Origin of the sequence: Streptomyces sp. 130 (assembly GCF_007096885.1) — a bacterium.
Lineage (GTDB): Bacteria > Actinomycetota > Actinomycetes > Streptomycetales > Streptomycetaceae > Streptomyces.
Genome location: NZ_VJNO01000053.1, coordinates 16,241 through 37,997, shown reverse-complemented (window position 1 = coordinate 37,997; position 21,757 = coordinate 16,241). Strand labels below are relative to the sequence as shown.

At 71.4% G+C, this 21,757-nt stretch carries 41 protein-coding genes and 1 pseudogene; 35 read left to right on the top strand and 7 right to left on the bottom strand.

Features of this window, described 5'->3' with window-relative positions:
• The 7 genes and pseudogenes from FKN01_RS32750 to FKN01_RS29820 all read left to right on the top strand — a co-directional run.
• Positions 1–447: pseudogene (locus FKN01_RS32750) on the top strand (hypothetical protein); the annotation flags it as partial.
• The gene (locus FKN01_RS32745; RefSeq protein ID WP_185993046.1) at positions 447–1,886 is read left to right on the top strand and encodes a hypothetical protein; all 1,440 of its coding nucleotides are present in this window, start codon (positions 447–449) and stop codon (positions 1,884–1,886) included. The pseudogene FKN01_RS32750 and the gene FKN01_RS32745, both read left to right, overlap by 1 nt.
• Positions 1,886–2,980: a DUF5047 domain-containing protein gene (locus tag FKN01_RS29840; RefSeq protein WP_185993045.1), complete on the top strand. Its 1,095-nt coding sequence runs from the start codon at positions 1,886–1,888 to the stop codon at positions 2,978–2,980. The genes FKN01_RS32745 and FKN01_RS29840 overlap by 1 nt, the downstream gene beginning before the upstream one ends.
• A gap of 3 nt (positions 2,981–2,983) precedes the next feature.
• Positions 2,984–3,550, top strand: a complete 567-nt coding sequence (locus FKN01_RS29835; protein WP_143625772.1) for a hypothetical protein — start codon at positions 2,984–2,986, stop codon at positions 3,548–3,550.
• Positions 3,550–4,290, top strand: a complete 741-nt coding sequence (locus FKN01_RS29830; RefSeq protein ID WP_143625771.1) for a hypothetical protein — start codon at positions 3,550–3,552, stop codon at positions 4,288–4,290. Before FKN01_RS29835 ends, FKN01_RS29830 begins: the two co-directional genes overlap by 1 nt.
• A gap of 2 nt (positions 4,291–4,292) precedes the next feature.
• A complete protein-coding gene (locus FKN01_RS29825) occupies positions 4,293–4,883 on the top strand; it encodes a hypothetical protein (protein ID WP_143625770.1) in 591 nt (196 codons plus the stop codon).
• A complete protein-coding gene (locus FKN01_RS29820) occupies positions 4,883–5,470 on the top strand; it encodes a hypothetical protein (RefSeq protein WP_143625769.1) in 588 nt (195 codons plus the stop codon). The genes FKN01_RS29825 and FKN01_RS29820 overlap by 1 nt, the downstream gene beginning before the upstream one ends.
• Before the next feature lie 53 nt (positions 5,471–5,523).
• Here FKN01_RS29820 and FKN01_RS29815 read toward each other — a convergent pair whose 3' ends face one another.
• From FKN01_RS29815 to FKN01_RS29805, 3 genes are all read right to left on the bottom strand, one after another.
• Positions 5,524–5,745: a hypothetical protein gene (locus FKN01_RS29815; RefSeq protein WP_143625768.1), complete on the bottom strand. Its 222-nt coding sequence runs from the start codon at positions 5,743–5,745 to the stop codon at positions 5,524–5,526.
• 4 nt (positions 5,746–5,749) lie between these two features.
• Positions 5,750–6,031, bottom strand: a complete 282-nt coding sequence (locus FKN01_RS29810) for a hypothetical protein (protein WP_143625767.1) — start codon at positions 6,029–6,031, stop codon at positions 5,750–5,752.
• A gap of 344 nt (positions 6,032–6,375) precedes the next feature.
• Positions 6,376–6,618, bottom strand: a complete 243-nt coding sequence (locus tag FKN01_RS29805; RefSeq protein ID WP_185993044.1) for a winged helix-turn-helix domain-containing protein — start codon at positions 6,616–6,618, stop codon at positions 6,376–6,378.
• A 167-nt stretch (positions 6,619–6,785) separates the two neighbouring features.
• Here FKN01_RS29805 and FKN01_RS29800 point away from each other — a divergent pair, with 167 nt between their 5' ends.
• Positions 6,786–6,974: a hypothetical protein gene (locus FKN01_RS29800; RefSeq protein WP_143625766.1), complete on the top strand. Its 189-nt coding sequence runs from the start codon at positions 6,786–6,788 to the stop codon at positions 6,972–6,974.
• Positions 6,971–7,120, top strand: coding sequence for a hypothetical protein (locus FKN01_RS32740; RefSeq protein WP_185993043.1), 150 nt, complete (start codon positions 6,971–6,973; stop codon positions 7,118–7,120). The genes FKN01_RS29800 and FKN01_RS32740 overlap by 4 nt, the downstream gene beginning before the upstream one ends.
• A 48-nt stretch (positions 7,121–7,168) precedes the next feature.
• On the opposite strand, the gene FKN01_RS29795 is transcribed toward FKN01_RS32740, so the two are convergent.
• From FKN01_RS29795 to FKN01_RS29785, 3 genes are all read right to left on the bottom strand, one after another.
• Positions 7,169–7,411 (bottom strand): helix-turn-helix transcriptional regulator, encoded by a 243-nt coding sequence (locus FKN01_RS29795; RefSeq protein ID WP_143625765.1) that lies wholly within the window; start codon positions 7,409–7,411, stop codon positions 7,169–7,171.
• 325 nt (positions 7,412–7,736) lie between these two features.
• The gene (locus FKN01_RS29790; RefSeq protein ID WP_143625764.1) at positions 7,737–8,999 is read right to left on the bottom strand and encodes a site-specific integrase; all 1,263 of its coding nucleotides are present in this window, start codon (positions 8,997–8,999) and stop codon (positions 7,737–7,739) included.
• Between the two features lie 262 nt (positions 9,000–9,261).
• A complete protein-coding gene (locus FKN01_RS29785) occupies positions 9,262–9,717 on the bottom strand; it encodes a helix-turn-helix transcriptional regulator (RefSeq protein ID WP_143625763.1) in 456 nt (151 codons plus the stop codon).
• A gap of 208 nt (positions 9,718–9,925) precedes the next feature.
• Between FKN01_RS29785 and FKN01_RS29780 the strand changes: the two genes are divergently transcribed.
• The 23 genes from FKN01_RS29780 (at position 9,926) to FKN01_RS32725 (ending at position 20,160) form a co-directional block, all read left to right on the top strand.
• Positions 9,926–10,201, top strand: a complete 276-nt coding sequence (locus FKN01_RS29780) for a helix-turn-helix domain-containing protein (protein WP_143625777.1) — start codon at positions 9,926–9,928, stop codon at positions 10,199–10,201.
• On the top strand, positions 10,137–10,355 hold the full coding sequence (locus tag FKN01_RS29775) for a helix-turn-helix domain-containing protein (protein ID WP_260697072.1): 219 nt from the start codon (positions 10,137–10,139) through the stop codon (positions 10,353–10,355). The genes FKN01_RS29780 and FKN01_RS29775 overlap by 65 nt, the downstream gene beginning before the upstream one ends.
• A 122-nt stretch (positions 10,356–10,477) precedes the next feature.
• Positions 10,478–10,795: a hypothetical protein gene (locus FKN01_RS32735; RefSeq protein ID WP_185993042.1), complete on the top strand. Its 318-nt coding sequence runs from the start codon at positions 10,478–10,480 to the stop codon at positions 10,793–10,795.
• Positions 10,792–11,538 (top strand): hypothetical protein, encoded by a 747-nt coding sequence (locus FKN01_RS29765; RefSeq protein WP_143625761.1) that lies wholly within the window; start codon positions 10,792–10,794, stop codon positions 11,536–11,538. Before FKN01_RS32735 ends, FKN01_RS29765 begins: the two co-directional genes overlap by 4 nt.
• Positions 11,535–11,759, top strand: coding sequence for a hypothetical protein (locus FKN01_RS29760; protein WP_143625760.1), 225 nt, complete (start codon positions 11,535–11,537; stop codon positions 11,757–11,759). The genes FKN01_RS29765 and FKN01_RS29760 overlap by 4 nt, the downstream gene beginning before the upstream one ends.
• Positions 11,756–11,944, top strand: coding sequence for a hypothetical protein (locus FKN01_RS29755; RefSeq protein WP_143625759.1), 189 nt, complete (start codon positions 11,756–11,758; stop codon positions 11,942–11,944). Before FKN01_RS29760 ends, FKN01_RS29755 begins: the two co-directional genes overlap by 4 nt.
• Positions 11,941–12,873: a YqaJ viral recombinase family protein gene (locus tag FKN01_RS29750; protein ID WP_143625758.1), complete on the top strand. Its 933-nt coding sequence runs from the start codon at positions 11,941–11,943 to the stop codon at positions 12,871–12,873. Before FKN01_RS29755 ends, FKN01_RS29750 begins: the two co-directional genes overlap by 4 nt.
• Positions 12,870–13,685 (top strand): recombinase RecT, encoded by an 816-nt coding sequence (locus tag FKN01_RS29745; protein WP_143625757.1) that lies wholly within the window; start codon positions 12,870–12,872, stop codon positions 13,683–13,685. Before FKN01_RS29750 ends, FKN01_RS29745 begins: the two co-directional genes overlap by 4 nt.
• A 2-nt stretch (positions 13,686–13,687) precedes the next feature.
• Positions 13,688–14,080: a hypothetical protein gene (locus FKN01_RS29740; RefSeq protein WP_143625756.1), complete on the top strand. Its 393-nt coding sequence runs from the start codon at positions 13,688–13,690 to the stop codon at positions 14,078–14,080.
• The gene (locus tag FKN01_RS29735) at positions 14,077–14,280 is read left to right on the top strand and encodes a hypothetical protein (RefSeq protein ID WP_143625755.1); all 204 of its coding nucleotides are present in this window, start codon (positions 14,077–14,079) and stop codon (positions 14,278–14,280) included. Before FKN01_RS29740 ends, FKN01_RS29735 begins: the two co-directional genes overlap by 4 nt.
• Complete coding sequence (locus tag FKN01_RS29730; RefSeq protein ID WP_143625754.1) at positions 14,277–14,657, top strand: WhiB family transcriptional regulator; 381 nt, start codon at positions 14,277–14,279, stop codon at positions 14,655–14,657. The genes FKN01_RS29735 and FKN01_RS29730 overlap by 4 nt, the downstream gene beginning before the upstream one ends.
• Positions 14,654–14,932 carry a WhiB family transcriptional regulator gene (locus FKN01_RS29725; RefSeq protein WP_143625753.1) on the top strand — a complete coding sequence of 93 codons (279 nt, stop codon included), beginning with the start codon at positions 14,654–14,656 and terminating at the stop codon, positions 14,930–14,932. Before FKN01_RS29730 ends, FKN01_RS29725 begins: the two co-directional genes overlap by 4 nt.
• 72 nt (positions 14,933–15,004) lie before the next feature.
• Complete coding sequence (locus FKN01_RS29720) at positions 15,005–15,856, top strand: hypothetical protein (protein WP_143625752.1); 852 nt, start codon at positions 15,005–15,007, stop codon at positions 15,854–15,856.
• Between the two features lie 2 nt (positions 15,857–15,858).
• A complete protein-coding gene (locus tag FKN01_RS29715; protein ID WP_143625751.1) occupies positions 15,859–16,602 on the top strand; it encodes an ATP-binding protein in 744 nt (247 codons plus the stop codon).
• Positions 16,599–16,913, top strand: a complete 315-nt coding sequence (locus FKN01_RS29710) for a hypothetical protein (RefSeq protein WP_143625750.1) — start codon at positions 16,599–16,601, stop codon at positions 16,911–16,913. Before FKN01_RS29715 ends, FKN01_RS29710 begins: the two co-directional genes overlap by 4 nt.
• Before the next feature lie 193 nt (positions 16,914–17,106).
• Positions 17,107–17,277, top strand: coding sequence for a hypothetical protein (locus tag FKN01_RS32730; RefSeq protein ID WP_185993047.1), 171 nt, complete (start codon positions 17,107–17,109; stop codon positions 17,275–17,277).
• Positions 17,274–18,221, top strand: coding sequence for a hypothetical protein (locus FKN01_RS33635; RefSeq protein ID WP_313906185.1), 948 nt, complete (start codon positions 17,274–17,276; stop codon positions 18,219–18,221). The genes FKN01_RS32730 and FKN01_RS33635 overlap by 4 nt, the downstream gene beginning before the upstream one ends.
• 76 nt (positions 18,222–18,297) lie before the next feature.
• Positions 18,298–18,666 carry a hypothetical protein gene (locus FKN01_RS29700; RefSeq protein ID WP_143625749.1) on the top strand — a complete coding sequence of 123 codons (369 nt, stop codon included), beginning with the start codon at positions 18,298–18,300 and terminating at the stop codon, positions 18,664–18,666.
• Complete coding sequence (locus tag FKN01_RS29695) at positions 18,663–18,872, top strand: hypothetical protein (RefSeq protein ID WP_143625748.1); 210 nt, start codon at positions 18,663–18,665, stop codon at positions 18,870–18,872. The genes FKN01_RS29700 and FKN01_RS29695 overlap by 4 nt, the downstream gene beginning before the upstream one ends.
• Positions 18,869–19,132, top strand: a complete 264-nt coding sequence (locus FKN01_RS29690; protein ID WP_143625747.1) for a hypothetical protein — start codon at positions 18,869–18,871, stop codon at positions 19,130–19,132. The genes FKN01_RS29695 and FKN01_RS29690 overlap by 4 nt, the downstream gene beginning before the upstream one ends.
• A complete protein-coding gene (locus FKN01_RS29685; RefSeq protein WP_143625746.1) occupies positions 19,129–19,509 on the top strand; it encodes a DUF4326 domain-containing protein in 381 nt (126 codons plus the stop codon). The genes FKN01_RS29690 and FKN01_RS29685 overlap by 4 nt, the downstream gene beginning before the upstream one ends.
• A 112-nt stretch (positions 19,510–19,621) precedes the next feature.
• Complete coding sequence (locus tag FKN01_RS29680; RefSeq protein ID WP_143625745.1) at positions 19,622–19,990, top strand: HIT family protein; 369 nt, start codon at positions 19,622–19,624, stop codon at positions 19,988–19,990.
• On the top strand, positions 19,987–20,160 hold the full coding sequence (locus FKN01_RS32725) for a hypothetical protein (protein WP_185993041.1): 174 nt from the start codon (positions 19,987–19,989) through the stop codon (positions 20,158–20,160). The genes FKN01_RS29680 and FKN01_RS32725 overlap by 4 nt, the downstream gene beginning before the upstream one ends.
• A gap of 92 nt (positions 20,161–20,252) precedes the next feature.
• Here FKN01_RS32725 and FKN01_RS29675 read toward each other — a convergent pair whose 3' ends face one another.
• Positions 20,253–20,501 carry a hypothetical protein gene (locus tag FKN01_RS29675; RefSeq protein WP_260697071.1) on the bottom strand — a complete coding sequence of 83 codons (249 nt, stop codon included), beginning with the start codon at positions 20,499–20,501 and terminating at the stop codon, positions 20,253–20,255.
• Positions 20,502–20,646: 145 nt separating this feature from the next.
• Between FKN01_RS29675 and FKN01_RS33465 the strand changes: the two genes are divergently transcribed.
• Genes FKN01_RS33465 through FKN01_RS32720 form a run of 3 tightly spaced genes read left to right on the top strand, consistent with a single transcriptional unit; the run spans position 20,647 to position 21,757 of the window.
• Positions 20,647–20,772 (top strand): hypothetical protein, encoded by a 126-nt coding sequence (locus FKN01_RS33465; RefSeq protein ID WP_260697070.1) that lies wholly within the window; start codon positions 20,647–20,649, stop codon positions 20,770–20,772.
• On the top strand, positions 20,772–21,614 hold the full coding sequence (locus tag FKN01_RS29670) for a hypothetical protein (RefSeq protein WP_143625744.1): 843 nt from the start codon (positions 20,772–20,774) through the stop codon (positions 21,612–21,614). The genes FKN01_RS33465 and FKN01_RS29670 overlap by 1 nt, the downstream gene beginning before the upstream one ends.
• Positions 21,611–21,757, top strand: coding sequence for a hypothetical protein (locus tag FKN01_RS32720; RefSeq protein ID WP_185993040.1), 147 nt, complete (start codon positions 21,611–21,613; stop codon positions 21,755–21,757). Before FKN01_RS29670 ends, FKN01_RS32720 begins: the two co-directional genes overlap by 4 nt.

Genomic DNA, 21,757 nt, shown 5'->3' with positions numbered 1-21,757 from the left:
GCGGCGAACGCGGTTGGCGACCTGGGCCACGTGCTGTACGACGCGGGCGCGAGTCTCATCAGCGGACTCATCGACGGTATCCAGTCGAAGATCGGCGCTGTCACCAGCACCCTGTCCGACCTGACCAGCAAATTGCCGGACTGGAAGGGGCCGGCTGAGCTGGACGCGCGGATCCTGGCGCCGTCGGGTGAGCTGCTGATCGAGGGCCTGATCGCGGGCATTCAGCGCGCCGTGCCCCGGGTCCGGGCCGAACTCCAGGGCCTGACGGGGCGGCTGCCCGCGTTCGGCCCGCAACTGGCCGGGGTGTCCGCCCCCGCCGTGTCGGCGCAGCCCATGCGGGTGCAGTTCTTCATCGGGGACGAGGAGTTCTACCCGCGCATGCGCATGGTGGCCGACGGCCAGATCCAGCAGCACGAACGCACCGCAGCCCAGGGGGTCCGGTTCTGATGCCCAGCTACGCCGTCATCGACGTCGACTTCACCGGCACGGCCGGGACGGACACCAGCTACGCCCTGGAGCGGGCCACTACGGCCACCGGCCCGTACACCCTGATCGCGGTGGCCGCCCCACTACTGGCCGAGCAGGCCGTCTACACGGACACCACCGCCCCGTTCGGCACCCCGCTGTACTACCGGGCGACCGGCGACCAGACCGGGTCCGTCACCACGTACACGGCGGGCCCGCTGGACCAGGCCGGGCAGGTGTGGCTGCGGGACCCGCTCCGCCCCTGGGCCGACCTCGCACTCGACTTCTGCGACGCCGCTCAGTCCGGGCACGTCCCGGGGTGCGCCCAACCGAGCCCGGAGCTGGTGTGGGTGGGGCTCGGCGACGAGACATGGCGCGCGGACAGCGGCCTGTTCGACGTCCTCAACGCGGAGCGGCCGGCCGACGTCTGGGCCCGGCGCAAGCACGCCGACACCAGCCTCACCTTCTTCACCCGCAGCCTGGATGCGATCGACCGCGTCTACGACCTGTTCACCGCCGGGGGCCCGCTGCTGCTCCAACTGCCGCCCGAGTACGGGGTGCGCGACCGATTCGTGCAGCCGGGCGACGTGACCATGTCGCGGATCAGCCGAGACCAGCGCCGCCCCGAACGCCGCTGGGAGGTCCCGGTCACCGTCGTTGACCGGCCGCTCGGCCCGGCGCAGGGCACCGCGTGCGCCACCTGGTGCGCCCTCCCGGACGCCTACCCCACGTACGGTGATCTGCCCGCCGGCCGCACGTTCGCGGACTTGGCGGCTGGGGAGGTGCTGTGTCCCGACGGCGAGCCGCTGAACCCCATCCTGGACACCTTCACCCGCACCGTCGCAGGCGGCTGGGGCACCGCCGACACCGGGCAGCCGTGGACGGTACGCGAGGGGCCAGCGGCGGACTTCTCCGTCACCGGATCAGCGGGCGTTCACACACACCCGACCAGCAACGTCTTCCACACCACGACCGTGCCGTGGGCGGGCCCGGACACGTCCATGCGGGTCCAGTTCCTGCTGCCCGCAATGCCAGCCGGTGACTACGCGTACGTGTTCGCGGTCGCCCAGTACGCCGACCCCACGCACATGTACATGGCCCGCGTCCGCATCGACCCGGCCGGACCCGTCACCCTCACCCTCCGCAAGCGCGACGGGGTCGAGACGCAGCTCGGCTCCTTCTTCGACACCGGCCACACCTACGTAGCGGGCACCCCGTACACGATTCGGTTCGCCCGCTTCGGGACCACGGTCGCCGGGAAGGTGTGGCCGACCGCCGCCCCGGAGCCGGCGGGATGGCAGATCACGTCCACGGACGCCGCGCTGACCGGTCCGTCGGCAGCCGGGGTTCGCACCCTCGCGGGCACGGCGCTGACCAATGTCCCGTACGTCTTCCGCTTCGACAACCTGGTGGTCACCTGATGCTGCCCAGCTCCGACCTGTACAAGAGCGTGATCCGTGGCCCGCACCACCGAATCGCCAGGGTGGACGCGTTCACGATCGACGGGGCGCCGCTGGCCACGGACGTACCGGTGATCACCGGGCAGGTGTCCGCGCAGCTCACCAACCGGGTGACGAGGACGGCCTCGTTCACCCTGGCTGACGAGTGGTTCCCCCGCACCCCGCAGTCCCCGTTCTCCCCGTACCAGGCCGTCGTCCGTATCCGCGCGGGCGTCGGCTATGGGGACGGGTCCGAGGAGCTGTGGCCGCTGATCACGGGCCGGGTGTGGGGGGTTCGCCGCTCCGCCGCCGGGACGGTGCAGTTCTCCGTGGACGACCTCGCCGCCGACGTCGTCGCCGCCCGGTTCGAGGCGCCCGAGCGCTCCAGCTCCCTCTCCATCCTGTCGGAGATCCAGCGCCTCATCCGGGGCGCCATCCCGCAGGCCACGTTCGGCCCAGACACCCTGGCCACCGCGCCGACACCGCAGCTGGTATGGGACGAGGACCGCGGGCAGGCCCTGGACGACCTCGCGCAGGCGGTCGGCGGGCGCTGGTACGCCCTGGGCGACGGCTCGTTCGTCGTCCGCTCCTACAGCTACCAGCCCGGCGCCCCGGTACAGCAGTTCCTCGACGGGCCGCAGGGCCTCATGGCGTCGGCGGACGTGACGCAGACCCGCGACGGCACCGCCAACTCGGTTGTGGTCGTCGCGGAGCGCATGGACGGGTCCGAGCCCGTACGCCGCGTCGCCCGCGACCTGTCCCCGACCAGCCCCACCCAGTTCGGCGGACCCTTCGGGCGCGTCGTCCAAGTCCTCAAGGTCCAGACCCCACAGAGCATCGCGCAGGCACAGACCCTGGCCCGCACCCAACTCGCCGCCGCCACCGCCCTGACCGAGCAGTGGCAGGCCACCGTCGTCCCCGACTACACCATCGAACCCGGCGACACCGTCCGCCTCGGCTACCGCGGCTACAGCGCCGACCAGATCACCGACGGCATCACGTACCCGCTCGTCACCGGCACCGCCATGACCCTGACCACCCGCTCCGCCGGCACGCTCGGCGTCGGGGAGGAGTAGCCCGTGGACACCACCCCCAACTACGGCATCCCGTACCCGGAGTGCGATCCGCCCCTCGTGAAGGACGCCTCGACCGTCACGCAGATCGCGGCGCTCGCGTACGCCGCCGACGCCGCCCTCGACACCGTGTACGCGCAGGCCGAGCAGGACGTGTTCAACCCCGACTCCGTCCGCATGCAGGCCGCCTCGGTCACCGGGACCGGGCAGGACCGCATCCCGGTGTTCACGTCGGAGACGGTCGACACCGGCGGCATGTCCGACACCAGCACCGGCGTCGTGCAGATCGTGGAGCCGGGCCGGTACTACGTCGGCGCGTACACCTCGTCCACCACCAGCACCCTCACCCAGCTGCGCGTGCGGTTCCTCATCAACGGCAGCCCGGTGTCGAACTTCCAGACGCCCGGCTACGCGACCCCCCTGTCCGGGTCGATGATCGCGGGGTACGCCGACGCGGTACTCAGCTTCCAGGAGCCGGTCGCCCTGTCCATCCAGATCCGTCACAGCTCGTCCGGCGCCACGTCGTGGAACAGCCAGGCGGAGCTGTGGGCTACTCAGCTGGAGGCGTTCTGATGACGAATCCCACCCCGCAGGTACTCGCTGCGTCGTCCGGGCCGTGGGCCCAGGTCCGTACGGGTACGGTCGCGTCGGCGACGGCCGGATCTGCGGTCGTCGTCGTCGGCGGCACCTCGTTCCCCGCGTCGTTCATCAGCCCGTACCAGCCGGCCGCCGGGGACCTCGTGTCCGTGATCCGGCAGGACTCGTCCTGGCAGATCCTCGGCCGCATCGCCGGGGCCGGCAGCAGCCTCGTCAGCAACGGCAGCTTCGAAGCGTCGGGGGTCGGGACGAGCCCGGTGGACTGGACCCTGTACGACATCGCCTCCGCCTCCACCGTCTCGGTCACCGACGCGGTCGCGGTCGACGGCGGGCACAGCGCGCTCGTGACCGCGACCACCGCCACCACCGCGCAGAGCTACCTGTACTCCGAGGCCATCCCCGTCAGTACCGGCGACGTCCTCACCGTCTCCGCGTATGCCGGGGCGTCGCTGGGCGACAACCCCCCGGTGGCCGTCGACGCGGCCCTGTACGTGCTCTGGTTCGCCGCCCCCACCGACCTGTACCCGACCACCGTCGGCCCGGACACCCTCGTCGCGGAGGCCACGGACCTCGTTCCGGCCCCGCCGTGGACGCCGCTGTCCGGGACGGTGACGTCCACGATCGACGGGTGGATGCGGGTCGCCCTGCGCTCCACCGTCACCGATGTGACGGGCGTCGTCTGGGACTTCGTCACGGCTCGACGGAATGAGGCCTGATCATGACCGCGACCACCCCCCGGGGCATCACGTACCCGGTGCTCACCGACCCGGTCAGCACCCTGGGCCCGACGATTCAGGACATGGCCCTGGATCTGGACAGCCTGGTGCAGCAGCTCGCGGACCGCCTGGACGCTGCCGCGCATCGGCCGGCCGCGCGCATGTCCGCGATCGCGAACCAGACGCTCACCCCGTTCGTGGCCAACGTCGTCACGTTCGCGGCCGAGGAGTTCGACGTCGGCGGGATGATCGACCTGGGCGCCAGCAACACCCGCATCCGGATCATCGAGCAGGGTCTGTACATGGTCGGCGCGTCCGTTGCGGTCACCCCGGCGACGGGGTCGTGGGGGATGCGTGCCGACATCACGAACTCGGCGTCCGGGGCCACGGCGCGGGCGTCCCTCCAGGGCAACAACAACACAGGCAGTAGCCCTACGAACACGTACGTGTCCGTGGCGATGCTGACCTACGCGGACGGGGTGACCCCGGCGGACATCACGGTGGCCGTCACGTCTACGGCGGGCGCGACCGTGAACATGCAGGACCGGTCCCTGTGGGCGGTCAAGATGGGCAACCTCCCGGGAGGGTACTGATGGGGATCACATCGAACCGGGGCTACCCGTACCCGGACCTGTCGTCGCCGACGACGGTGGCCGCCGATCTGGAGGCGCTGGCGACGGCGTACGACGCCGACCTCAAGACCCTGCAGGACGGCATCGGGCAGCGGCCCATGTTCCGGGCCACGGGCGGCTCCACGAGGCAGGAGTACGGAGCCGGGCCGCTGCTGCAGGTGTCGTACGAGGTGCTGGAGGAGAACTCGGGCGGGGCGCTGTGGGGCGTCAGCACGCAGATGCCCCGCGACAGCTTCATCCCGTTCATCCCCGGCATCTGGCTGATCACGGCGACCGTGTCGTACTCGCGGTGGGTGGCCCCGGGGTCCGTCGAGTGGGTCAAGCTGCGGCTGTTCTCCTCGTTCGAGATCGCGGGGGCGAGCGCGAACGTCTTGCCGGGGCCCGAGGACCGAAACCGAACCCTGTCGGTCACGTCGCTGTACGGGTTCGACGGCACCGCCGTGGGCAATCCGTTGTACGTGGCCTTCGAGGCGAACGACATCCCGACCCGGCCGTCGTACGCGATCACGTCCCGGTCCCTCACCGCAACCCTGGTGTCCCGCGACTGAACGGCGACGCCCCGCCCCGGTTGCGACCGGTGGCGGGGGCGCTTTCGTCATACTCAGGCGCGGTCGGTACGGGCACCCTGTCCGGGTGCCGCAGCGCGAGCGGCCTTGACTGCGGCAGCAGAGTAGCGGGCGAGCGCCCGGCCGCTGTGCGGGTGCCGGATGGTGTCGGTGCGCTCAATGCCCCAGCGGGACATCTGGCGGCGAACGCTGCCCGGCGCGATGCCGAGGTAGTCGGCGACCTCGTCCCGGGTCCACAGTTCGGAGGTATTGGGCATGGGGTCAGTGCTCGTAGATGGCGGCGAGGGCTTCGCGGATGTGGTCGGCGGTCTCGTCGGACACGGTCAACCAGTGGTTGTGGTCGACGCCGGGGGCGGTGACGGTGCGGACCGGGCGCCGGTCCAGAATCAGGTCCTGGTTGTCGGCGACGAGGTCCTGGAGCAGGGCCGTAATGGCCTCGTGGGCGTTGCGCTGGGTCAGGTTGTGGGCGGTCATGGCCTCGTCCAGCAGGTCGTAGGAGGCGAGTTCGCGGCCGGTCATGCCCTCGTAGATGTCGGTGCTCATGGCGTTCCCCTTGCAGGCGGCCCGGGTTGTTCCCTTAGCGATGACCCAACCTTGCCCCACGTGGGGCAAGGTTGGCAAGGGGTGTCACCCGATCGAGTGAAGGGCTTTCACTCACCGCGCCAACCCGATACATTCAACCCGTACTCCCCGCTCCGGCAGGGATGGCCCAACCCGGACGGGCCTCTTGGTACTGCTCCCCAACTCCACGGGGATGGCCCGGGCGAGTCTGTCGCAGGGAATTGCTCCCCAACTCCACGGGGATGGCCCAGACGGGTCTGCTGCACCGAACTACTCCCCGACTCCACGGGGATAAGCGCCCCGCCTCCACCCGGCGGGGCGCTTCGTTATGCCCCTGGCTCGGGCAGCCGCGTCACGAACGTCCCGATCCCCGGCTCCATGTACGCCAGCCCCGCCGCGCGCAGCTCCCGCAGGACCCGGCGCGCGGTCACCGGGCTGACCCCGGTCTCACCCTGAAGATCGATCGCGGACGGCAGACGAGTCCCGGGCGGGTACGTCCCGTCATCAATACGTTCCTCCAGCAGGGCATACACCTGCCGCCACCTCGGGATATCCGGCTGCCAGTCCATACCGCGACGCTAGGTCCGCACCGTCCGCTCGGCGAGACAAGCTGACCTGGTGGGGCTATCGCACCTATCGCACCTATCTCGCTGGGAGTAGGGTGTCCGGCACAGAGATAACCCCCGCAACCGTGTCACCGGTCCGGGGGTATGGACGACGCTACGAGGAGCGCGCCATGGCAGAGCGTACCGGGCCCGCACAGGCCCAGCACAGAGCCCAAGAGCAGGCGGAGGTCGCGTACGGCCGGTTCATCCGGCACACCCAGCTGTGCGCCTCATGCAGGCAGACCGGCGTCGACTGCGAGGACGCCCACGACCTGAAAACCGCATGGCGCGAGGCCCGGGACGCGGCGGTGACCGCATGATCTGCGCCCGCTGCGAGAAGCCGATGGAGCCCGACGAGTCCGAGGTGTACGACATTCCCGGGGCGACCGGGCCGGGGATCTCCCTGCGGATGCACCGCGAGCTGTGCGACCCGGCACCGGGCCAGCCGCACCGGTACCCCACCTGATCCCCCTGCCCGTCCCCGAGGCCGGCGGTGGCCGGGGGGCGGGTAGGGCTACTCCTGCACCAGATCGGCGAGCGGGGCCCCCAGGGCGTCCGCGATGAGCAGCAAATCGGTGTAGCGGGGGTCTCGCTCCCCTGATTCGTACCGCTGGATGGTGCGGCGCTCGACGCCGACGCGGTCGGCGAGCTGGTCTTGTGAGAGGCCGGCCGCGCGACGGGTGGCGACGAGGCGTTCGCCGAGTTCCCTCCGTCGGGTGATGGCCCACTCGGGCAGGGGGGTTCGTCGGAGGGGCACGACCAAACGGTCGCCACTTAATGATCTTGAGTCAGTACCTAAACGGTCGCACTTCTGGAAGAGCCCCGGTCTCGCGCGATGCGAGCCGGGGCCTTCCGGGTTCTGGGACCTGTTGGGGTGTTGTTCCAGGTGGTCAGGGGGCGTCTGGCGTTCCGGAATCCTTCCGCTGGGCGGCTGGATTCCGGAATCTTTCCGTACGTTCACGGGTCGCCATGGGATGCGTTGAAACGCATTGGAATGCGTCTCTTCCCAGGTCAACCGGCCCGCAGCCCCGTGACCTGCTCAGGCGCTCTCGGCCTGGAACATCCAGGCGTGATGTCCCGGACTACCCTCTGAGCTGGGCGACTACCCCGGATGCGGGCCGTGATTCCGGAATCCTTCCGCTCGTTCCGGAGGATTCCGTCTCGGCGCCAGTTTCACCCGGCTCGGCCCACGCCGCATCCAGAACGTCACGCGTCCGTTCCTCCGCCTCAGCGAACAAGTGGCTGTACGTCCGGAGCGTCGTCATGACGTCCTTGTGTCCCAACCTCTTCTGCACAACCTTCGGATTCTCGCCGCCCCCGATGAGGACCGAGGCGTAGTGGTGGCGCAGCTCGTGCCAGTGCCTCGGCTCCAGCCCCGCCTTCTTGCAGACGGACTTGATCGCGTAGTCGATCGTGGACTCACCGATCAGTCCGGCGGCCGGCATCGTGAAGATGAGTCCGGCCCCCGGCCCGGACTGCGGCACGGGGTGCCGCTCGATGTAGGCGGCCAGGACATCGACGGCGCGCTTCGTCAGCGGCAACGTGCGGAGTCCGGCGCCGGTCTTCAGCTCATCGAAGTACAGGCCCTTCCCCTTCTCGTACACCAGCTGCTGGTCCACGAGCATCGTGCGGCGCAGGAAATCCACGCGCGCGAGACGCAGCCCCCGGATCTCCCCGGAGCGAAGACCGGTCAGCGCGGTGAACTCGATCATGGTGCGCCACCGGTCGATGTTCGCCGCAGCGATCAGCTGCCGCACCTCCGCCACGTCAGGCGGCTGCACAGCGGACTCGTCCAGGGGCGGGGCGGGGATGCGCTCGAACGGGCTGACGGGGATGACGCGGTCGATGACGGCGAGGCGGAACACCCCGCGGACGTACCGCGCCACCCGGTTCGGGTAGGACCCGGACAGCCCGTACTTGGTGACGAGGAGCTTCTGCCAGGCCCCCGCCTCGGACGGCTTGATGGACCGCATCTCGCGCTGCCCCCACTCGGGGATCGCGTAACGCCGCAGCGCGCCCAGGTACTCGACCTCGGATCGCCCGTTGATCGACTGAGCGGGCAGCCACGTATCGAGGGCGAACCGCTCGAACGTGACGCGGCCGGCCTTCGGGTCCAGCCAGGAGCCAGCCTGCTTGGCCGCCTCCTGCTTGTTGATCTCCCGTTCGGCTTCGGTCTTGGTGGCCCAGAGGCTGGTGATCTCCTTGCCGTTGGGGTCGTCGTAGCGGGCCTGCCAGCGCTTGCCCTTCCCGTGGTTCACGGAGGCGACCATGCCCTTGTGCTGGCCGCACTCGGGCTCGCCCGGTTGCGGGCGGGTTTTGTGCCAGCGGTCAGCTACGTACCCCATGGAGTGCTCCCAGTGCGTGGCCCGCGTCGATGCCGCAGGCGAGCAGGGCGACAGCGGCCTGAACGCGCATGCGCGGCTGGGTGTGGGCCCGGGTGTTAACGACGGCGGTGGGCCGGCCGTTGGTGCGGGCGGTGAAAGCGGCCACGCGCGGGCCCAGGTCTGCGGATATCAGGATCGGCTCATCAGGCATGCGTGTCCCCGTTCTCTTCCGGAGCGGCAGGCTCCGGGGGTTAGGAGAATATGCCGAGTGACCGTTTGGTGACTACGGGTTCACACGTTTCGTTGAAGGTTGTACGCCATCCGTCTCACTAATGACCCCGTGTCGACGCAATGCGTCCACGGCGAGGCGGACGGCTTCGCGGATTTCGGCGGGGGTGGCGTTGTCGAGGGCCCGCACCATGGCGTTGGTGATGGCGCCGCTCGCTGTCTCCTCGTCCACCTGCACCTGTACGGGGATGTCTTGGCCGTCGTCTCCCGGCGGCGCCGCCCCGTCCAGGACGTCATCCACCGCCCCTGCCGGCCAGCCGAGTGCGGCCGCCATGCGGGCGAGGGTGTAGGGGCGGCGCCCGGTTGGAACTTTGCCGCCTTCGGCGTCTTGGATGCTGCGGCTTGAGACGTTGGCGACTTCGGCCAGTTCTGCCTGGGTAAACCCGGCGCCCTCGCGGGCGCTGCGGAGTGCGCGGCCGAGCCGGGCCCAGCTCTCTGGGTCGCGGTTCATGGGGGGTGGCCCCTCTCCGTGTCAACTGCCCTATGCACGCAACGGCGAGCAACGATCGGCAACAGAGTAAGGCCACCCTCCCCGGCACGCGATGCCAACCCCTGAACATGACTGAAAACTGACACGTCCTATACGCGGCGTGATCCATCTCGACCCATCCCAACGCGAACGCTTGCATCCCTGCGCATCGTTGCGTATCGTCTCCGCCATGAAAGCCGACGGACCGCGAATCCGGCAGCGACGCGAAACGAGCGGGCAGGGCCTGCGCCGGTTCGCGCGGACCGCCGGGATATCCGCATCGCACCTCTCCCGCATCGAACGAGGGGAGACGGACCCTCAGCCCGAGGCTCTCGCTCGAATCGCTACCCACCTGGGATGCGACATCGCTGACCTCGTACCGGAAACGAACGGAGACGACAGTGGCAACGACCACCGCCGCGCCGGACCTGATGACGACGAAGGAAGTCGCGGCACTCATCCGTAAGACGCCGCACGCGGTGCGGCAGATGCGGCACCGCGGCATCGGCCCCCGAGGGACGCGCGTCGGCCGCGACACCTTGTACCCCCGCGACGGGGTCATGGCCTGGCTCCGGGCGCTGGAGCAGGCAGACCCGCTCGCACAGCGCGCCGCCGCCTGACCCACCACGCACAAGGGACGCCCAGCCCTGGCCGGCCGAACGTCCCGACGGCACCTCAACCACTCAGAGAAATCGAGGACACCGTGTTCACATCATCTCATCTTCGCCAGCAGGGAGCGCCCGTGCTGCTGCTGGCTGACCTTCTCCGCCGGTTCCCGGACTTGCCGGCGGCAACGTTCCGTATCGACAACCACGGCGAGCCGCAGTTGGCGGTGTCGGTGCACGAGTCCATGCGTACAGCGTTCGACTCGTGGCGTGAGGCGTTGGGCTTGCCCGCCGGGGAGGTGTGGGCTCCGGGCGTGGCGTGGGTGATGGTGTCGGGCCGGGTGTCTGACGTTCTGGTCTGCCTGTCGGGGTACGGCTCGCCGGATGAGGTCGCGGCGGTGACGGAGCTGGCTGAGGCTGTGGCGCTGGCGACGGCCCCGGAGCGTGCGGCATGAGCGCCCCGATGACCCTCGCTGCGGCGCTGGTGCGGCTGCGGCAGTACGGCGAGCGCACGTCGACGTGGTCGACCGCCACGTACAACGACGGCACCGAGAAGGCGCTGCACGAGATCGCGCTGACGCTGGCCGCCGAGGTGGACAAGCTGTCCAACGAGCTGACCGGCGCGAACCTCACGCACTGGGAGGACGAGCAGGACCACGCCCGTCTGCGGCTGGCGCTGGAGTCCGCGCGGCGTGGTCGCCGGAAGGCGCGGGAGCGGACCGCCAAGGTCATCGCCGAGCGGGACGCACAGATCATCGCGTGGCTGTGCAAGAAGGCCGGGGAGTACCGGTCGACGCGCAGCAGGCAGCACGCCTTGCAGGCGGACGCGATCGACACGATGGCCGACAAGCTCCGCCGGGGTGCGGTCCGGCCGCCGTTGTCGAAGGACGCTGACCCGCTGGTCGTGTCCCGGTTCGACGTGGCGATCGAGCCCGCGCCGGAGGAGGAGCAGCTGCTCACCGTCGGGTGCATCGCCGAGGACGGGCGCCCGGTCGCGCTGCTGCTGAACGCCGAGGACCGGGCGAAGGTCGCCGAGTGGCTGGCCCCGTCCGTCCAGCTGACGCCGTACGAGCAGCTGTTCCTGCAGTTCGCGCTGGAGCTGGCCGCCGACGAGATGGCGTCCCGTGCCGACGAGTTCGACGAGGCGGACGACGCGGCGCTGGAGTCGCTGCGCCGCCTCACCGGGGACCCGTCGTGAGTACCCGACGCGAGTCGACGTTCGCGGGGACGTGGCGCCGCCCCGACCCCTCCGGCACCGGCCGGTCGCTGCGCGAGGTCCAGGACCGCGCCGCCTTCGACCAGCAGCCCGCCGCCGGCATGTCCTGTGCCATCGCCGCCCCCATCGCCCTCGCCGTGTCCGGCGGGCTGTGCTGGGGCCTGTACGAGGGCGCCACCGCCCTGATCGGAGCCATCGCATGAACGAGATCGCCACCCTCGAAGCCCGCATCGCCGCCCTGGAAGAGGAGCGGGACACGCTCGCGGACGAGGTGAAGGCGCTCCAGCTGGACGTCTCCGACCTCACCGAGGAGCGGGACGCCCTGACCTCGAAGGTCTACGACGCCCAGCGCCTGGCCGACGAGATCGTCCGGGAGCTGCACCGATGACCGACACCGTGCTGGCCGGGGCCGAGGCCCCGGCCGCCGGGCCCACCATCCTCGGATGGTACGAGCCCGGCACCACCGAATGGCACGCCGCCCGCGCGGCCGGCATCGGCGGGTCCGAGATCGCCGCCGTCCTCGGCATCAGCCCGTACGAGAGCAGGTTCAGCCTCTGGCACCGCAAGCAGGGGCTGCTCGCCCCGGTCGCCGAGTCGGAGGAGATGTACTGGGGGAAGGTCCACGAACCCGGCATCTGCCAGCGGTTCGCCGACCTGCACCCCGACCTGGCCGTGTACGAGTCGCCGACCTACGCCGCCGCCGGCCGTCCCTGGCAGATCGCCAACCCTGACCGCGTCCTCCACCCCCTGGGCAAGCCCGAGGAATGGGTCCCGGCGTCCGTGCTCGAAGCGAAGACGGCGCGCGACGACCACGGCTGGGGCAAGCCCGGCACCGACGAGATCCCCGTCCACTACCGGGCCCAGTGCCTCTGGTACCTCGACGTCCTCGGGGCCACCACCTGCCACGTTGCAGTGCTGATCGCCGGGTCCGAGTACCGCGAGTACGTCGTGACCTACGACCAGGCCGAGGCCGAGCTGATGCGCACGGCGGGGGCCGAGTTCATGCGCACCGTGCAGCAGCACGAGCGCCCCGACATCGACGGTCACACCGCCACGTACCAGACGATCCGCGCTCTGCCCGAGGGCCAGGACGACATCGACATCGAGGTGTCGACCGAGCGCCGTGACCGGTACTTCGCCGCCCTCGCCGCCGCCAAGCAGGCGGACGAGGAGAAGCGGGCCGCGGCCGGTCTCCTCCTGGACGAGATCGGCACCGGCCGGCGCGCCGTCTGCGAGCGCCGCACCGTCGCCACCCGCACCGTCCGCGACGGCCGCACCTACTCCCTCCAGCCCGCCCGAAACCGGAGCACGTCATGACCAACAACACCGTCACCAACGCGCTCGCCGTCCGCGACACCGGCCCGGCCGCGCAGATCGAGGCGTACCGCGACGAGTACGCCGCCCTGGTCCCGTCGCACATCAACGCCGACCAGTGGGTCCGAATGGCCGTCGGCGCGATCCGCGGCAACAAGGACCTGACGAACGCCGCCCGCACCGACATCGGGGTGTTCCTGCGGGAACTGAAGACCGCGGCCCGCCTCGGACTGGAACCGGGCACCGAGCAGTTCTACCTGACGCCGAGGAAGAGCAAGGCCCACCGTGGGCAGAAGATCATCAAGGGGATCGTCGGCTACCAGGGGATCATCGAGCTGATCTACCGGGCCGGGGCCGTCTCCTCCGTGATCGTGGAATCCGTCCGGGCCAACGACACCTTCCGGTACGTCATCGGCCGCGATGAACGCCCCGTCCACGAGATCGACTGGTTCGGCGGCGACCGCGGCGACCTCGTCGGCGTGTACGCCTACGCCACGATGAAGGACGGCGCGACCAGCAAGGTCGTCGTCCTCAACCACGCCCAGGTCATGGCCATCCGCGCGAAGTCGGACAGCAAGCACTCCGAGTACTCCCCGTGGAACACGAACCCCGAGGCCATGTGGCTGAAGTCCGCGGTGCGGCAGCTCATGAAGTGGGTGCCGACCAGCGCCGAGTACATGCGCGAGCAGCTGCGGGCACAGGCCGAGGTCGCCGCCGAGCAGCCGTCCACGAGCGAGCTGCCGCCCATGCCGGCCGTTGACCTGGCGGACGACGAAGGCCCGATCGACGCCGAGTTCGTGGACGAGGAGGGCTGATCATGTTCGTTACCCGCAGCAAGTACGACGCCCTGTACGACCGGTACGTAGAGATGGTGGCCCAGCGCGACGACGCCATCGAGGACGCCAAGGAGAGCGCCGCATCGGTGCACCAGCTGGCCACTGCGGCTGGCCGCCTTGACCTGGAGGCCGTACGGGCACGGGCCCTCGCCGGGCAGGTCCGCTCGGCCGGCCGTCTCGGCCGCCGCCTGATGCGCGCACTCCGGGTCTGCGCCCGGTACCGCGCGGAGAACGCCGCCCTGCGCCGCGAGGTGGCCGCCGCCCGCGCCGCGTACGACCACGCCGTGGGGCTGGACTCCCCGGCGCTGGACATGGGCGTGCACTGGCAGCAGCGCCGCTCCGACCGCGTCGTCCCGAAGGCGGTGGAGTCGTGAGACTGCCCCGCCTGCTCCGCTCACGCGGCCGGCACCGCGCCGTCCCGACCGCCACGTTCACCCCGCACGGCGTCCTCGACGGCTCCCGGTGGCTGGTCTGCGACACCACCGCGTGCGCCCACCTCACCCGCCGCCACACTCCCACCCACACCGGCTGGGAGTACACCGACTGCCACGCCCAGAAGGGAGCCCAGCCGTGAGCTACGAGTGGATGGGCCAGGCACTCTGCGCCCAGACCGACCCCGACATGTGGTTTCCAGAGGTCGGCGGCTCCCAGACCGTGGCGGCCAAGCGCATCTGCGCCAGCTGCCCCGTCCGGGCCCAGTGCGTCGAGCACGCCCAGCGGCTGGAGGGCGGCGTGTCCGCCGACCACCGGTACGGGGCGTGGGGCGGGCAGACCCCGCGCGAACGGGAGCTGATCGGCGGCGAGCAGCCTGCCGCGATCCGCGACCGTGACGCCGTCCGCCTGGTGGGCCAGGGCCTGAGCGTGGGCGAGGTCGCTGCCCGCCTCGGCTGCTCGGACCGCACCGTCGCACGCGCTTTGCACGCCGCCCGCCGAACGGAGAACGCCGCATGACGTACTCGCCCGCCAGCCTGCCCCGCAGCTACGACTGGCGCGACGACGCCGAGTGCCTCCGCCCCGGGCACGACCCCGAGCTGTGGCACCCGGCCGGCACGACCGGAGCCTGGGCGGTCCAGATCGAGGAAGCGCAGGCCGTCTGCCGCTCCTGCCCCGTGATCAACGAGTGCGCGCGGTGGGCCCTCGACAACCGGGAGTCCGGCATCTGGGGCGGCATGACCGAACAGGACCGGGCCGCATACCGGCGCCGCCGGGCCCGCCGCACCGCCTGACCCCCTGGCCCGGGGCCGCCGCGCCCCGGGCCACCACCCGCACCACCGCAACCCCGTACGGAAGAGGACCGCGTGACCATCGACGCCATGCACTGGGTGTGGACCCACTCCCGCGCCAAGGGGAACGTCCGGCTGGTGCTGCTCGCGGTCGCCGACAAGGCACCCGGCCCGGACTGCACGGTCCGCATGGGCACCACCGAGTTCAGGGCCCGGCTCAACGCCTCCCGCTCGGTCGTCCAGTTGGCCGTCGACAAGGCGCTGAAGTCCGGTGAGCTGGTGGAGTCGGAGCCCGCGATCGGCAGCCGCCCGGCCACCTACCAGCTGCCGTTCGCGGTCGGCTACACCCGTCCCGCACCAGGAGTTAGGGGCCCGGAATCAGGGCCGGTAGCCGAACAGCAGGGGCCCGGAATCGAGGCCCCTAACTCTGAGCAGGGGCCCGGAATCAGGGCCGGTAGCGAAAACGCTAGGGGCCCGGAATCAGGGCCGGGGGGGCCCGGAATCGAGGCCCCTAGGGGCCCGGAATCAGGGCCCCTCTACCAAACCACTCCTACCAGGAGTGCTAGCAAGCAAGCAGGAAAGCCCGCTCCGCCGGTCCTGGGACCCGAGATCCCCACCAATTGCCGACCGCTCGTCGACACACTGACCGCCGCCGGAATCATCGTCCGCTGGAACCTCAGTACCGCCGAGTGGTTCACCGTCGAAGCGCTCATCAAGCGCACCGGCATCGCCGCCCTCGCCACCTACGCCCAGAAGCAGGCCGCGAACAAGGACCTGTCCTACGCCCGGTACTTCCTCCCCGGCTGGCGTGAACTCCCGCCGCTGCCCGAGCCCGGCACCGAGCGCCCCCAGCTGCGTGCCGTCGCCGGTGGCTGGCAGCCCTACACCAACCCCGTCGACCCGTCCGTGTACGAGAACGGATTCTGACCATGGCCGAACCTGTCACCCTCGACAACGCCGCCGCGATGGCCCGCCTTCGCGCCGGCCTCGAAGCCCGCGGCATGGCCGACGTCCCCGGCGGGCCCGTCGCGGACGGCCCGTCCCCGGACGAGCCCGGCCACCCCGAGTACCACCGCCGCGTGCGTGCCGAGTGGGCTCTCGCCCGGTGGGAGACCGCGACCCCGCCCCGCTACCGCCGCGCCGACCACACCCTGCCCGGCGTCCAGCAGTGGGCCGAGGCGGTCATCGCCGACCGTGAGACCGCAGGGTCGCTGCTCCTCACCGGAACCACCGGCACCGGCAAGACGTACCAGGCGTACGCCGCGCTCCACGCCATCGCCGCCGCCGGGCCCAGCGTGTACGAGATCCGGGCCCTGACCGCCGCGGACATGTACGGGCTGCTCCGGCCCCAGGGCTCGCAGCGCGGCGCCGAGGAAGAGCTGCGCCGCCTCTGCCGCATCCCGCTTCTGCTGCTCGATGACCTCGGCTCCGCGAAGGCGTCCGAGTGGACGGAGGAGGTGACGTACCGGCTGATCAACGACAGGTACAACGCCTGCCGCCCCAGCATCTACACCTCGAACCTGCCGGCCCGCTCCGACGTCGACAGCCACGGGCGACCGCTCGGCCCCGACCTCGCCAGCGTGCTCGGCGAGCGCATCGTCTCCCGCCTGTCCGAGGACACCCGCGTGATCGCCATGACCGGCACCGACCGCCGTCGAGGAGGCACCCAGTGACCGGACCGCGTCCGTTCCCGCCCGCCGCCGTCGCCGCCCTGGCCGCTGGCCTGGACGACTACCGTCTCACCACCCCCGCTCACCAGCAGACCCCCGCCGAAGCCGCGCGCCGAGCTGCCGAGTACCTCGTCTCCGCCGGGTGGGCCGTCCACATTCCGCCGCGCGCCGTACCCTCCGGCCCCCGCCGCCCGTGTCCCGTCTGCACCACCCGGCAGCTCGTACGTCCCAACGGTCAACTGCGGAAGCACGGCGCCCCCGGCCACCCCTGCCCCGGGTCCGGCTCGCTGCCCGAGAGCGAGCCCGCCACGTGACCCCGTGCTGCCGCGTCTGCGGGCGCGTGCTCCGCACCGAGCAGTCCCAGGCCGCCGGGGTCGAACCCGTCTGCCGCAGACGCTCACAGCCCCGCACAGCCGTTCGCATCCCAACCCCACGCCCCGACCACCACATCGACGGGCAAGACGAACTGCCCCTCGTGTACGCGCAAGTGACCCTCTGGAGCCTCTGATGCCCGAACGCCCCGCCCGCTTCCCCGCCCTCGCCGTCGCCTGCCCGTCCTGCGGCTCCGCCCCCGGGGTGCTGTGCACCAGCCACGGCGGCACCCGCCCCCGCCGGCACGACACCCACCAGACCCGCACCGCCGCCCACACCGCCCAGCAGACCAGGAGCACACAGTGACGACCGCCCTGGTGCGCGCCCGCGCCCTCCTCGACACCCCACCACCCGAGGCCATCCCCGGGCAGCTCGACATCCTCAGGAGCCACGACGTGACCGCCCTCCCACCCCGCGAACCCAACGGGCTGCGACTCCTTGACACCTACTGCTGCCAAGGCGGTGCCTCCATGGGCTACTACCTCGCCGGGTTCGACGTCACCGGCGTCGACCTCAACCCGCAGCCCCACTACCCCTTCGAGTTCCACCAGGCCGACGCCATCGAGTTCATCCGCGCCCACGGCCATGAGTACGACGTCATCGCCGGGTCACCGACCTGCCGCCGCTGGACCAACGCCCAGCGCCTGCGGGGCAACGACCACCCCGACCTCATCACCCCCACCCGCGAAGCCATGCAGGCGACCGGCCGGCCGTACATCATCGAGAACGTCGAAGGCGCGGCCGCGGCCATGGTTGACCCGCTGCTGCTCTGCGGGTCCATGTTCGGCCTGAAGACGTACCGGCACCGGCTGTTCGAGTCGTCCCTGCCGCTCGGTACCCGACTTCACCCGCGGCACCTTGCGCCCCTCGCGAAGATGGGCCGCCCAGTCCGGGACGGCGAGTTCATGCACGTCGTCGGGAACTTCACCGACGCCGACCGCGCCCGCGACGTGATGGGCATGCCGTGGGCCACCCGCGACGGGCTTCGCGAGGCCATCCCGCCCGCGTACACCCAGTTCCTCGGCGAGCAGGCCGCACAGCAGCTGTGCACCAGCCACGGCGGCACCCGCCCCCGCCGGCACGACACCCACCAGACCCGCAGCCAGGCCCACGCCGCGCTCGTCGACAGCGTCGAGATCGACCTCACCGGCGGCTGCGGGGTCTGCGACACCGAGGCCGACGAGCTGTGCGCCGCGTGCGGCCGGTGCCGCTGCGACCGGCACGACACCTGCACTCGCCCCACCCCGTGACCAGCAGCACGCCGCCCCGGCCGGGTCATAGCCGGCCGGGGCGCACCACCACCCCCTCACCGCCTGGAGACACCCGATGACCACACCCGCCGACAACCTCCGCGACCGCATCGCCGAGGCGCTGGCCCGTCTCGACAGCGAGCACTGGGAGTTGCCCAACCCGGCCCCGCAGCATCCGTTCTGGCGGATTCACCGCACGCAGGCCGACGCGGTTCTCGCCGTCCTACGCGAGCCCCTGGCCCGGCAGGTGCTCGGCACCCCGACCACGGCGCCCGCGCCCGCCGACCTGGCCACCGTGCTCCGGGAGGGCGCCGCCACGGTGGAGGCTCTGCCGGTTCCCGACACCGGCCCCGGCTGGGCGCTCGGGGCCGCGTGGGCGCTCGACCAGATCCGCCGCCTGGCCGACGAGGCACAGCCCACCGAGACCGAGGAGCCGCAGCCGTGACCGCGCACCTGATCGGTTACGAGATCGCCTGCGACGGACCTACCGGGCAGGGCGACTGCCCAAACTCTGCTGCCGTGCGCGCCCAGCTCGTCTCCCGCACCGCCGCACAGGTCCGCGCCGACGGCCGACAGCAGGGCTGGACCCGCCCGCGCGGCCGTGACCTCTGTCCCACCTGCACCGCCACCCGCAAGGAGATCGCGCCGTGACCGCCCTCGCCGTGCTGGCCGCCCTCGCCGCCGGATACGGGCTCGGCCGCTGGCGGCCCTGGTACCGGCTCGGTGACTGGGCGAACTGGCAGGTGCGCTTCCACTTCGCCCGCTGGAACGGCAGCCGCCCACGAGAGGCCGCCCTGTTCGTGCTGCTGCTCGCCACCGACCCGGTCCGCACCGTCCGAGCCTGGCGCCACCGCAACGACCCGCCGCCCCCGCGCAGCCCAGCCCTCACCTTCAAGGAGCCGCAGCGATGACCCAGCCCACCCGCATTCAGCGACGCCGCACCAAGGGCTGGCGCAAGCCAGAGAACGCCGTGATCGTCAGCCGTCCGTCCCGCTTCGGGAACCCGTTCCTGATCAAAGACGCCATCGAGGCGGAGATGGGCGAGCCTCGCAGTGCCTGCGCCTCCAACTACGCCGAGTGGTTGCGTGTCGGCACCGCAGGCGGCTGGTACGAGGAGACCTACCGTGTCGGCCGCCAGGTGTTCGACCGGCGCCGCGTCCTTGCCGAGCTGCACACGTTGCGCGGCAGGGACCTCGCGTGCACCTGCCCGCTGCCCGAGCCCGGCCAGCCCGACCACTGCCACGCCGCCGTCCTGCTCGAACTCGCCAACCGGCCGGACACCCCGTGAGGCGCATCCCCCACGACTACGCCCGCCCCGCCACCCGACCCCCACGTACCACCGACCAGCCACGACCACGCCGACGACGACACGTCGTCACCATCAGACCCCGGAGGTACCTGTGACCGACTGCCCGTTCTGCGAGATCGCCGCCGGGCGCGCCCCCGCCCAAATCGTGCAGGAATGGGACGACGCCCTCGCCATCGTCCCGCTCAACCCCGTCACCGACGGGCACCTGCTCGTCATCCCCCGAGACCACGTCCGCGACTTCAGCACCGACCCCGACGTGTCCGCCCTGACCATGCTCCGGGCCGCCGAACTCGCCAGCGGTCCCCAGCCCATGAACCTGATCACCAGCCGGGGCAGGGCGGCCACCCAGTCCGTGTTCCACCTCCACCTGCACCTCGTGCCCCGCACCGCCAACGACGGGCTCGCACTGCCCTGGTACAGCGGACGCCGCAAGCAGACCGCCGAGGAGCCGACCCGATGACCGGGCCCAGCAGCACCCCACGCGGCGAGCACGCGCCCCGCCCCGGCGTCACCTGGACCACCACCGTCGGATGGTTCGGCGAGCAGCTGGCCGACGACGACGCACCCCCGCCCCGACCGAACCGGGCCACCCGGCGAGCAGCAGCACGAGCCCGCCGCCGCACCGCCTGACCCGCTGGCCGCCCGAACCCCACCCGGGCGGCCATCCCCCGCACAGCACGGAGCCCCCGACCACACCGGCCGGGGGCTCCGTCGTACACGCACTACTCAGGCCGCGGATACAGGTCCGTGCGCTGCCCCTGCCGCGACTTCCTGCCCGCGAAGTACGGCCGAGCCAGCCGGTAATCCACCGCCTTCGCCCGGCCGATCGTCACGACCGGAGGGAACGCCGGGTCGTCCCGCGACAGCTGCGAGATTCGCTGATGAGTCAGCGTCGCCACCCCGTCCCTGCTCAACCGAGCGGCCAGCTCTCTGAACGACACCATGTCCGGCCCTCCTTCATCGTCGGCCACGGCACCATCCTCTCCGACTTCGTTGCCATGTGGCAAGGAAGTCGCTACGCTCAATCCGGCAACAAGGAAGGCCCCGGCCGGCGCTCGCTACGCCATATGGCCGGGGCCGGACGCGCCCACAACACGACGAAGAGGCAGGCCCGCCATGGAGCGTACCCACGCCCCCCACACCACGACCACCACCCCGCCGCTCAGGGCGGCCGGCGACTCCGACCCGGACATGGGCGAAGCCCTGCGCCGCGCCCGCAACCCCCGCAAGGCGGTCGCCTGATGAGCCGCCCCCGCGTCTTCTACGGCGCCGTCACCCTCGCAGGGCTCTCCCTCGCCTGGTCGGCCTACGCCATCACCGACCTCATGCGCTCCGGCCCCTTCGGCCTCTCCGTCGCCCTCGCCGGCGACATCGGCTGGCTCACCGTCCTCTGGGCCCAGTACCGGCGCGTCGGCCCCCGCTGGGCCGCCCCCCTCGCCGGATGGGTCATCGCCCTCGGCGTCGGCCTACTCCTCGTCATCCACGGCGCCCAGCAGGACAGCGCCGCCCAGGCGATCGCCGGCCCGTTCGTCGTCCTCGTCGGCAAGCTCGTCTGGGAGTTCGCCCTCCCCGCCCTACGCGACCCCGCCGCACTGACCCCCGAGCAGGAAGCCGAGATCCACTCGGTCATCCGGGACAGCGAGCACGCCGCACGACTCCACGACGCCCGCCGCGACCGCGCAGAGCGCGAAGCCCAGGCGACCATCGAGCGCATCCAGCAGCAGGCCCGCATCACCGTCGCCCGCGACCGCGCGGACTTCGAGATCACCCTCGAACGCCTGGAGATGCGCGCCGAGATCGAGCGTTGCTCGCCCTTCATGCTCGCCCCGATCGCGGCACCCGATCAGCCCGCGATCACCCCGAGCAAGGCCGAGCCGTCCCACGCTTCGGGGCGCCCCGAACCCGCTCCGACCAGCGCGAGCATCGCCGATCTCGCCCGCGAACACGTCGCGAACACCCCGGACAACGCAGTCGCTGTACGCGCGATCTGCGCCCTCCGACCGAACGAGAACAAGGACTCGATCGCGGCCGCTGTTCGCCGTGCTCGCCGCAACCTCGACGGCCGCACCGGCGGCTACGGATGACTGCCCTCCGGCTCCTCTTCCCGGTCGCCGCCCTCGGCGCCGCCGCCATCCTCACCGCGCTCGCCGGACCCGTCCCCCGACGCACCGGCGCCCTCGCCCTCGTGCTCACCATCGCGGCCCTCGGGGTCGCCATCCTCCACTGA

What these genes read in the sequence shown, in the direction of transcription:
- FKN01_RS32745 (WP_185993046.1), top strand. Translation starts at nt 447, where the DNA reads ATGCCCAGCTACGCCGTCATCGACGTCGACTTCACCGGCACGGCCGGG.
- FKN01_RS29840 (WP_185993045.1), top strand. Translation starts at nt 1,886, where the DNA reads ATGCTGCCCAGCTCCGACCTGTACAAGAGCGTGATCCGTGGCCCGCAC.
- FKN01_RS29830 (WP_143625771.1), top strand. Translation starts at nt 3,550, where the DNA reads ATGACGAATCCCACCCCGCAGGTACTCGCTGCGTCGTCCGGGCCGTGG.
- FKN01_RS29825 (WP_143625770.1), top strand. Translation starts at nt 4,293, where the DNA reads ATGACCGCGACCACCCCCCGGGGCATCACGTACCCGGTGCTCACCGAC.
- FKN01_RS29820 (WP_143625769.1), top strand. Translation starts at nt 4,883, where the DNA reads ATGGGGATCACATCGAACCGGGGCTACCCGTACCCGGACCTGTCGTCG.
- FKN01_RS29815 (WP_143625768.1), bottom strand. Translation starts at nt 5,745, where the DNA reads ATGCCCAATACCTCCGAACTGTGGACCCGGGACGAGGTCGCCGACTAC.
- FKN01_RS29810 (WP_143625767.1), bottom strand. Translation starts at nt 6,031, where the DNA reads ATGAGCACCGACATCTACGAGGGCATGACCGGCCGCGAACTCGCCTCC.
- FKN01_RS29805 (WP_185993044.1), bottom strand. Translation starts at nt 6,618, where the DNA reads ATGGACTGGCAGCCGGATATCCCGAGGTGGCGGCAGGTGTATGCCCTG.
- FKN01_RS29800 (WP_143625766.1), top strand. Translation starts at nt 6,786, where the DNA reads ATGGCAGAGCGTACCGGGCCCGCACAGGCCCAGCACAGAGCCCAAGAG.
- FKN01_RS32740 (WP_185993043.1), top strand. Translation starts at nt 6,971, where the DNA reads ATGATCTGCGCCCGCTGCGAGAAGCCGATGGAGCCCGACGAGTCCGAG.
- FKN01_RS29790 (WP_143625764.1), bottom strand. Translation starts at nt 8,999, where the DNA reads ATGGGGTACGTAGCTGACCGCTGGCACAAAACCCGCCCGCAACCGGGC.
- FKN01_RS29785 (WP_143625763.1), bottom strand. Translation starts at nt 9,717, where the DNA reads ATGAACCGCGACCCAGAGAGCTGGGCCCGGCTCGGCCGCGCACTCCGC.
- FKN01_RS29780 (WP_143625777.1), top strand. Translation starts at nt 9,926, where the DNA reads ATGAAAGCCGACGGACCGCGAATCCGGCAGCGACGCGAAACGAGCGGG.
- FKN01_RS29765 (WP_143625761.1), top strand. Translation starts at nt 10,792, where the DNA reads ATGAGCGCCCCGATGACCCTCGCTGCGGCGCTGGTGCGGCTGCGGCAG.
- FKN01_RS29755 (WP_143625759.1), top strand. Translation starts at nt 11,756, where the DNA reads ATGAACGAGATCGCCACCCTCGAAGCCCGCATCGCCGCCCTGGAAGAG.
- FKN01_RS29750 (WP_143625758.1), top strand. Translation starts at nt 11,941, where the DNA reads ATGACCGACACCGTGCTGGCCGGGGCCGAGGCCCCGGCCGCCGGGCCC.
- FKN01_RS29745 (WP_143625757.1), top strand. Translation starts at nt 12,870, where the DNA reads ATGACCAACAACACCGTCACCAACGCGCTCGCCGTCCGCGACACCGGC.
- FKN01_RS29740 (WP_143625756.1), top strand. Translation starts at nt 13,688, where the DNA reads ATGTTCGTTACCCGCAGCAAGTACGACGCCCTGTACGACCGGTACGTA.
- FKN01_RS29725 (WP_143625753.1), top strand. Translation starts at nt 14,654, where the DNA reads ATGACGTACTCGCCCGCCAGCCTGCCCCGCAGCTACGACTGGCGCGAC.
- FKN01_RS29715 (WP_143625751.1), top strand. Translation starts at nt 15,859, where the DNA reads ATGGCCGAACCTGTCACCCTCGACAACGCCGCCGCGATGGCCCGCCTT.
- FKN01_RS32730 (WP_185993047.1), top strand. Translation starts at nt 17,107, where the DNA reads ATGCCCGAACGCCCCGCCCGCTTCCCCGCCCTCGCCGTCGCCTGCCCG.
- FKN01_RS29700 (WP_143625749.1), top strand. Translation starts at nt 18,298, where the DNA reads ATGACCACACCCGCCGACAACCTCCGCGACCGCATCGCCGAGGCGCTG.
- FKN01_RS29685 (WP_143625746.1), top strand. Translation starts at nt 19,129, where the DNA reads ATGACCCAGCCCACCCGCATTCAGCGACGCCGCACCAAGGGCTGGCGC.
- FKN01_RS32725 (WP_185993041.1), top strand. Translation starts at nt 19,987, where the DNA reads ATGACCGGGCCCAGCAGCACCCCACGCGGCGAGCACGCGCCCCGCCCC.
- FKN01_RS33465 (WP_260697070.1), top strand. Translation starts at nt 20,647, where the DNA reads ATGGAGCGTACCCACGCCCCCCACACCACGACCACCACCCCGCCGCTC.
- FKN01_RS29670 (WP_143625744.1), top strand. Translation starts at nt 20,772, where the DNA reads ATGAGCCGCCCCCGCGTCTTCTACGGCGCCGTCACCCTCGCAGGGCTC.
- FKN01_RS32720 (WP_185993040.1), top strand. Translation starts at nt 21,611, where the DNA reads ATGACTGCCCTCCGGCTCCTCTTCCCGGTCGCCGCCCTCGGCGCCGCC.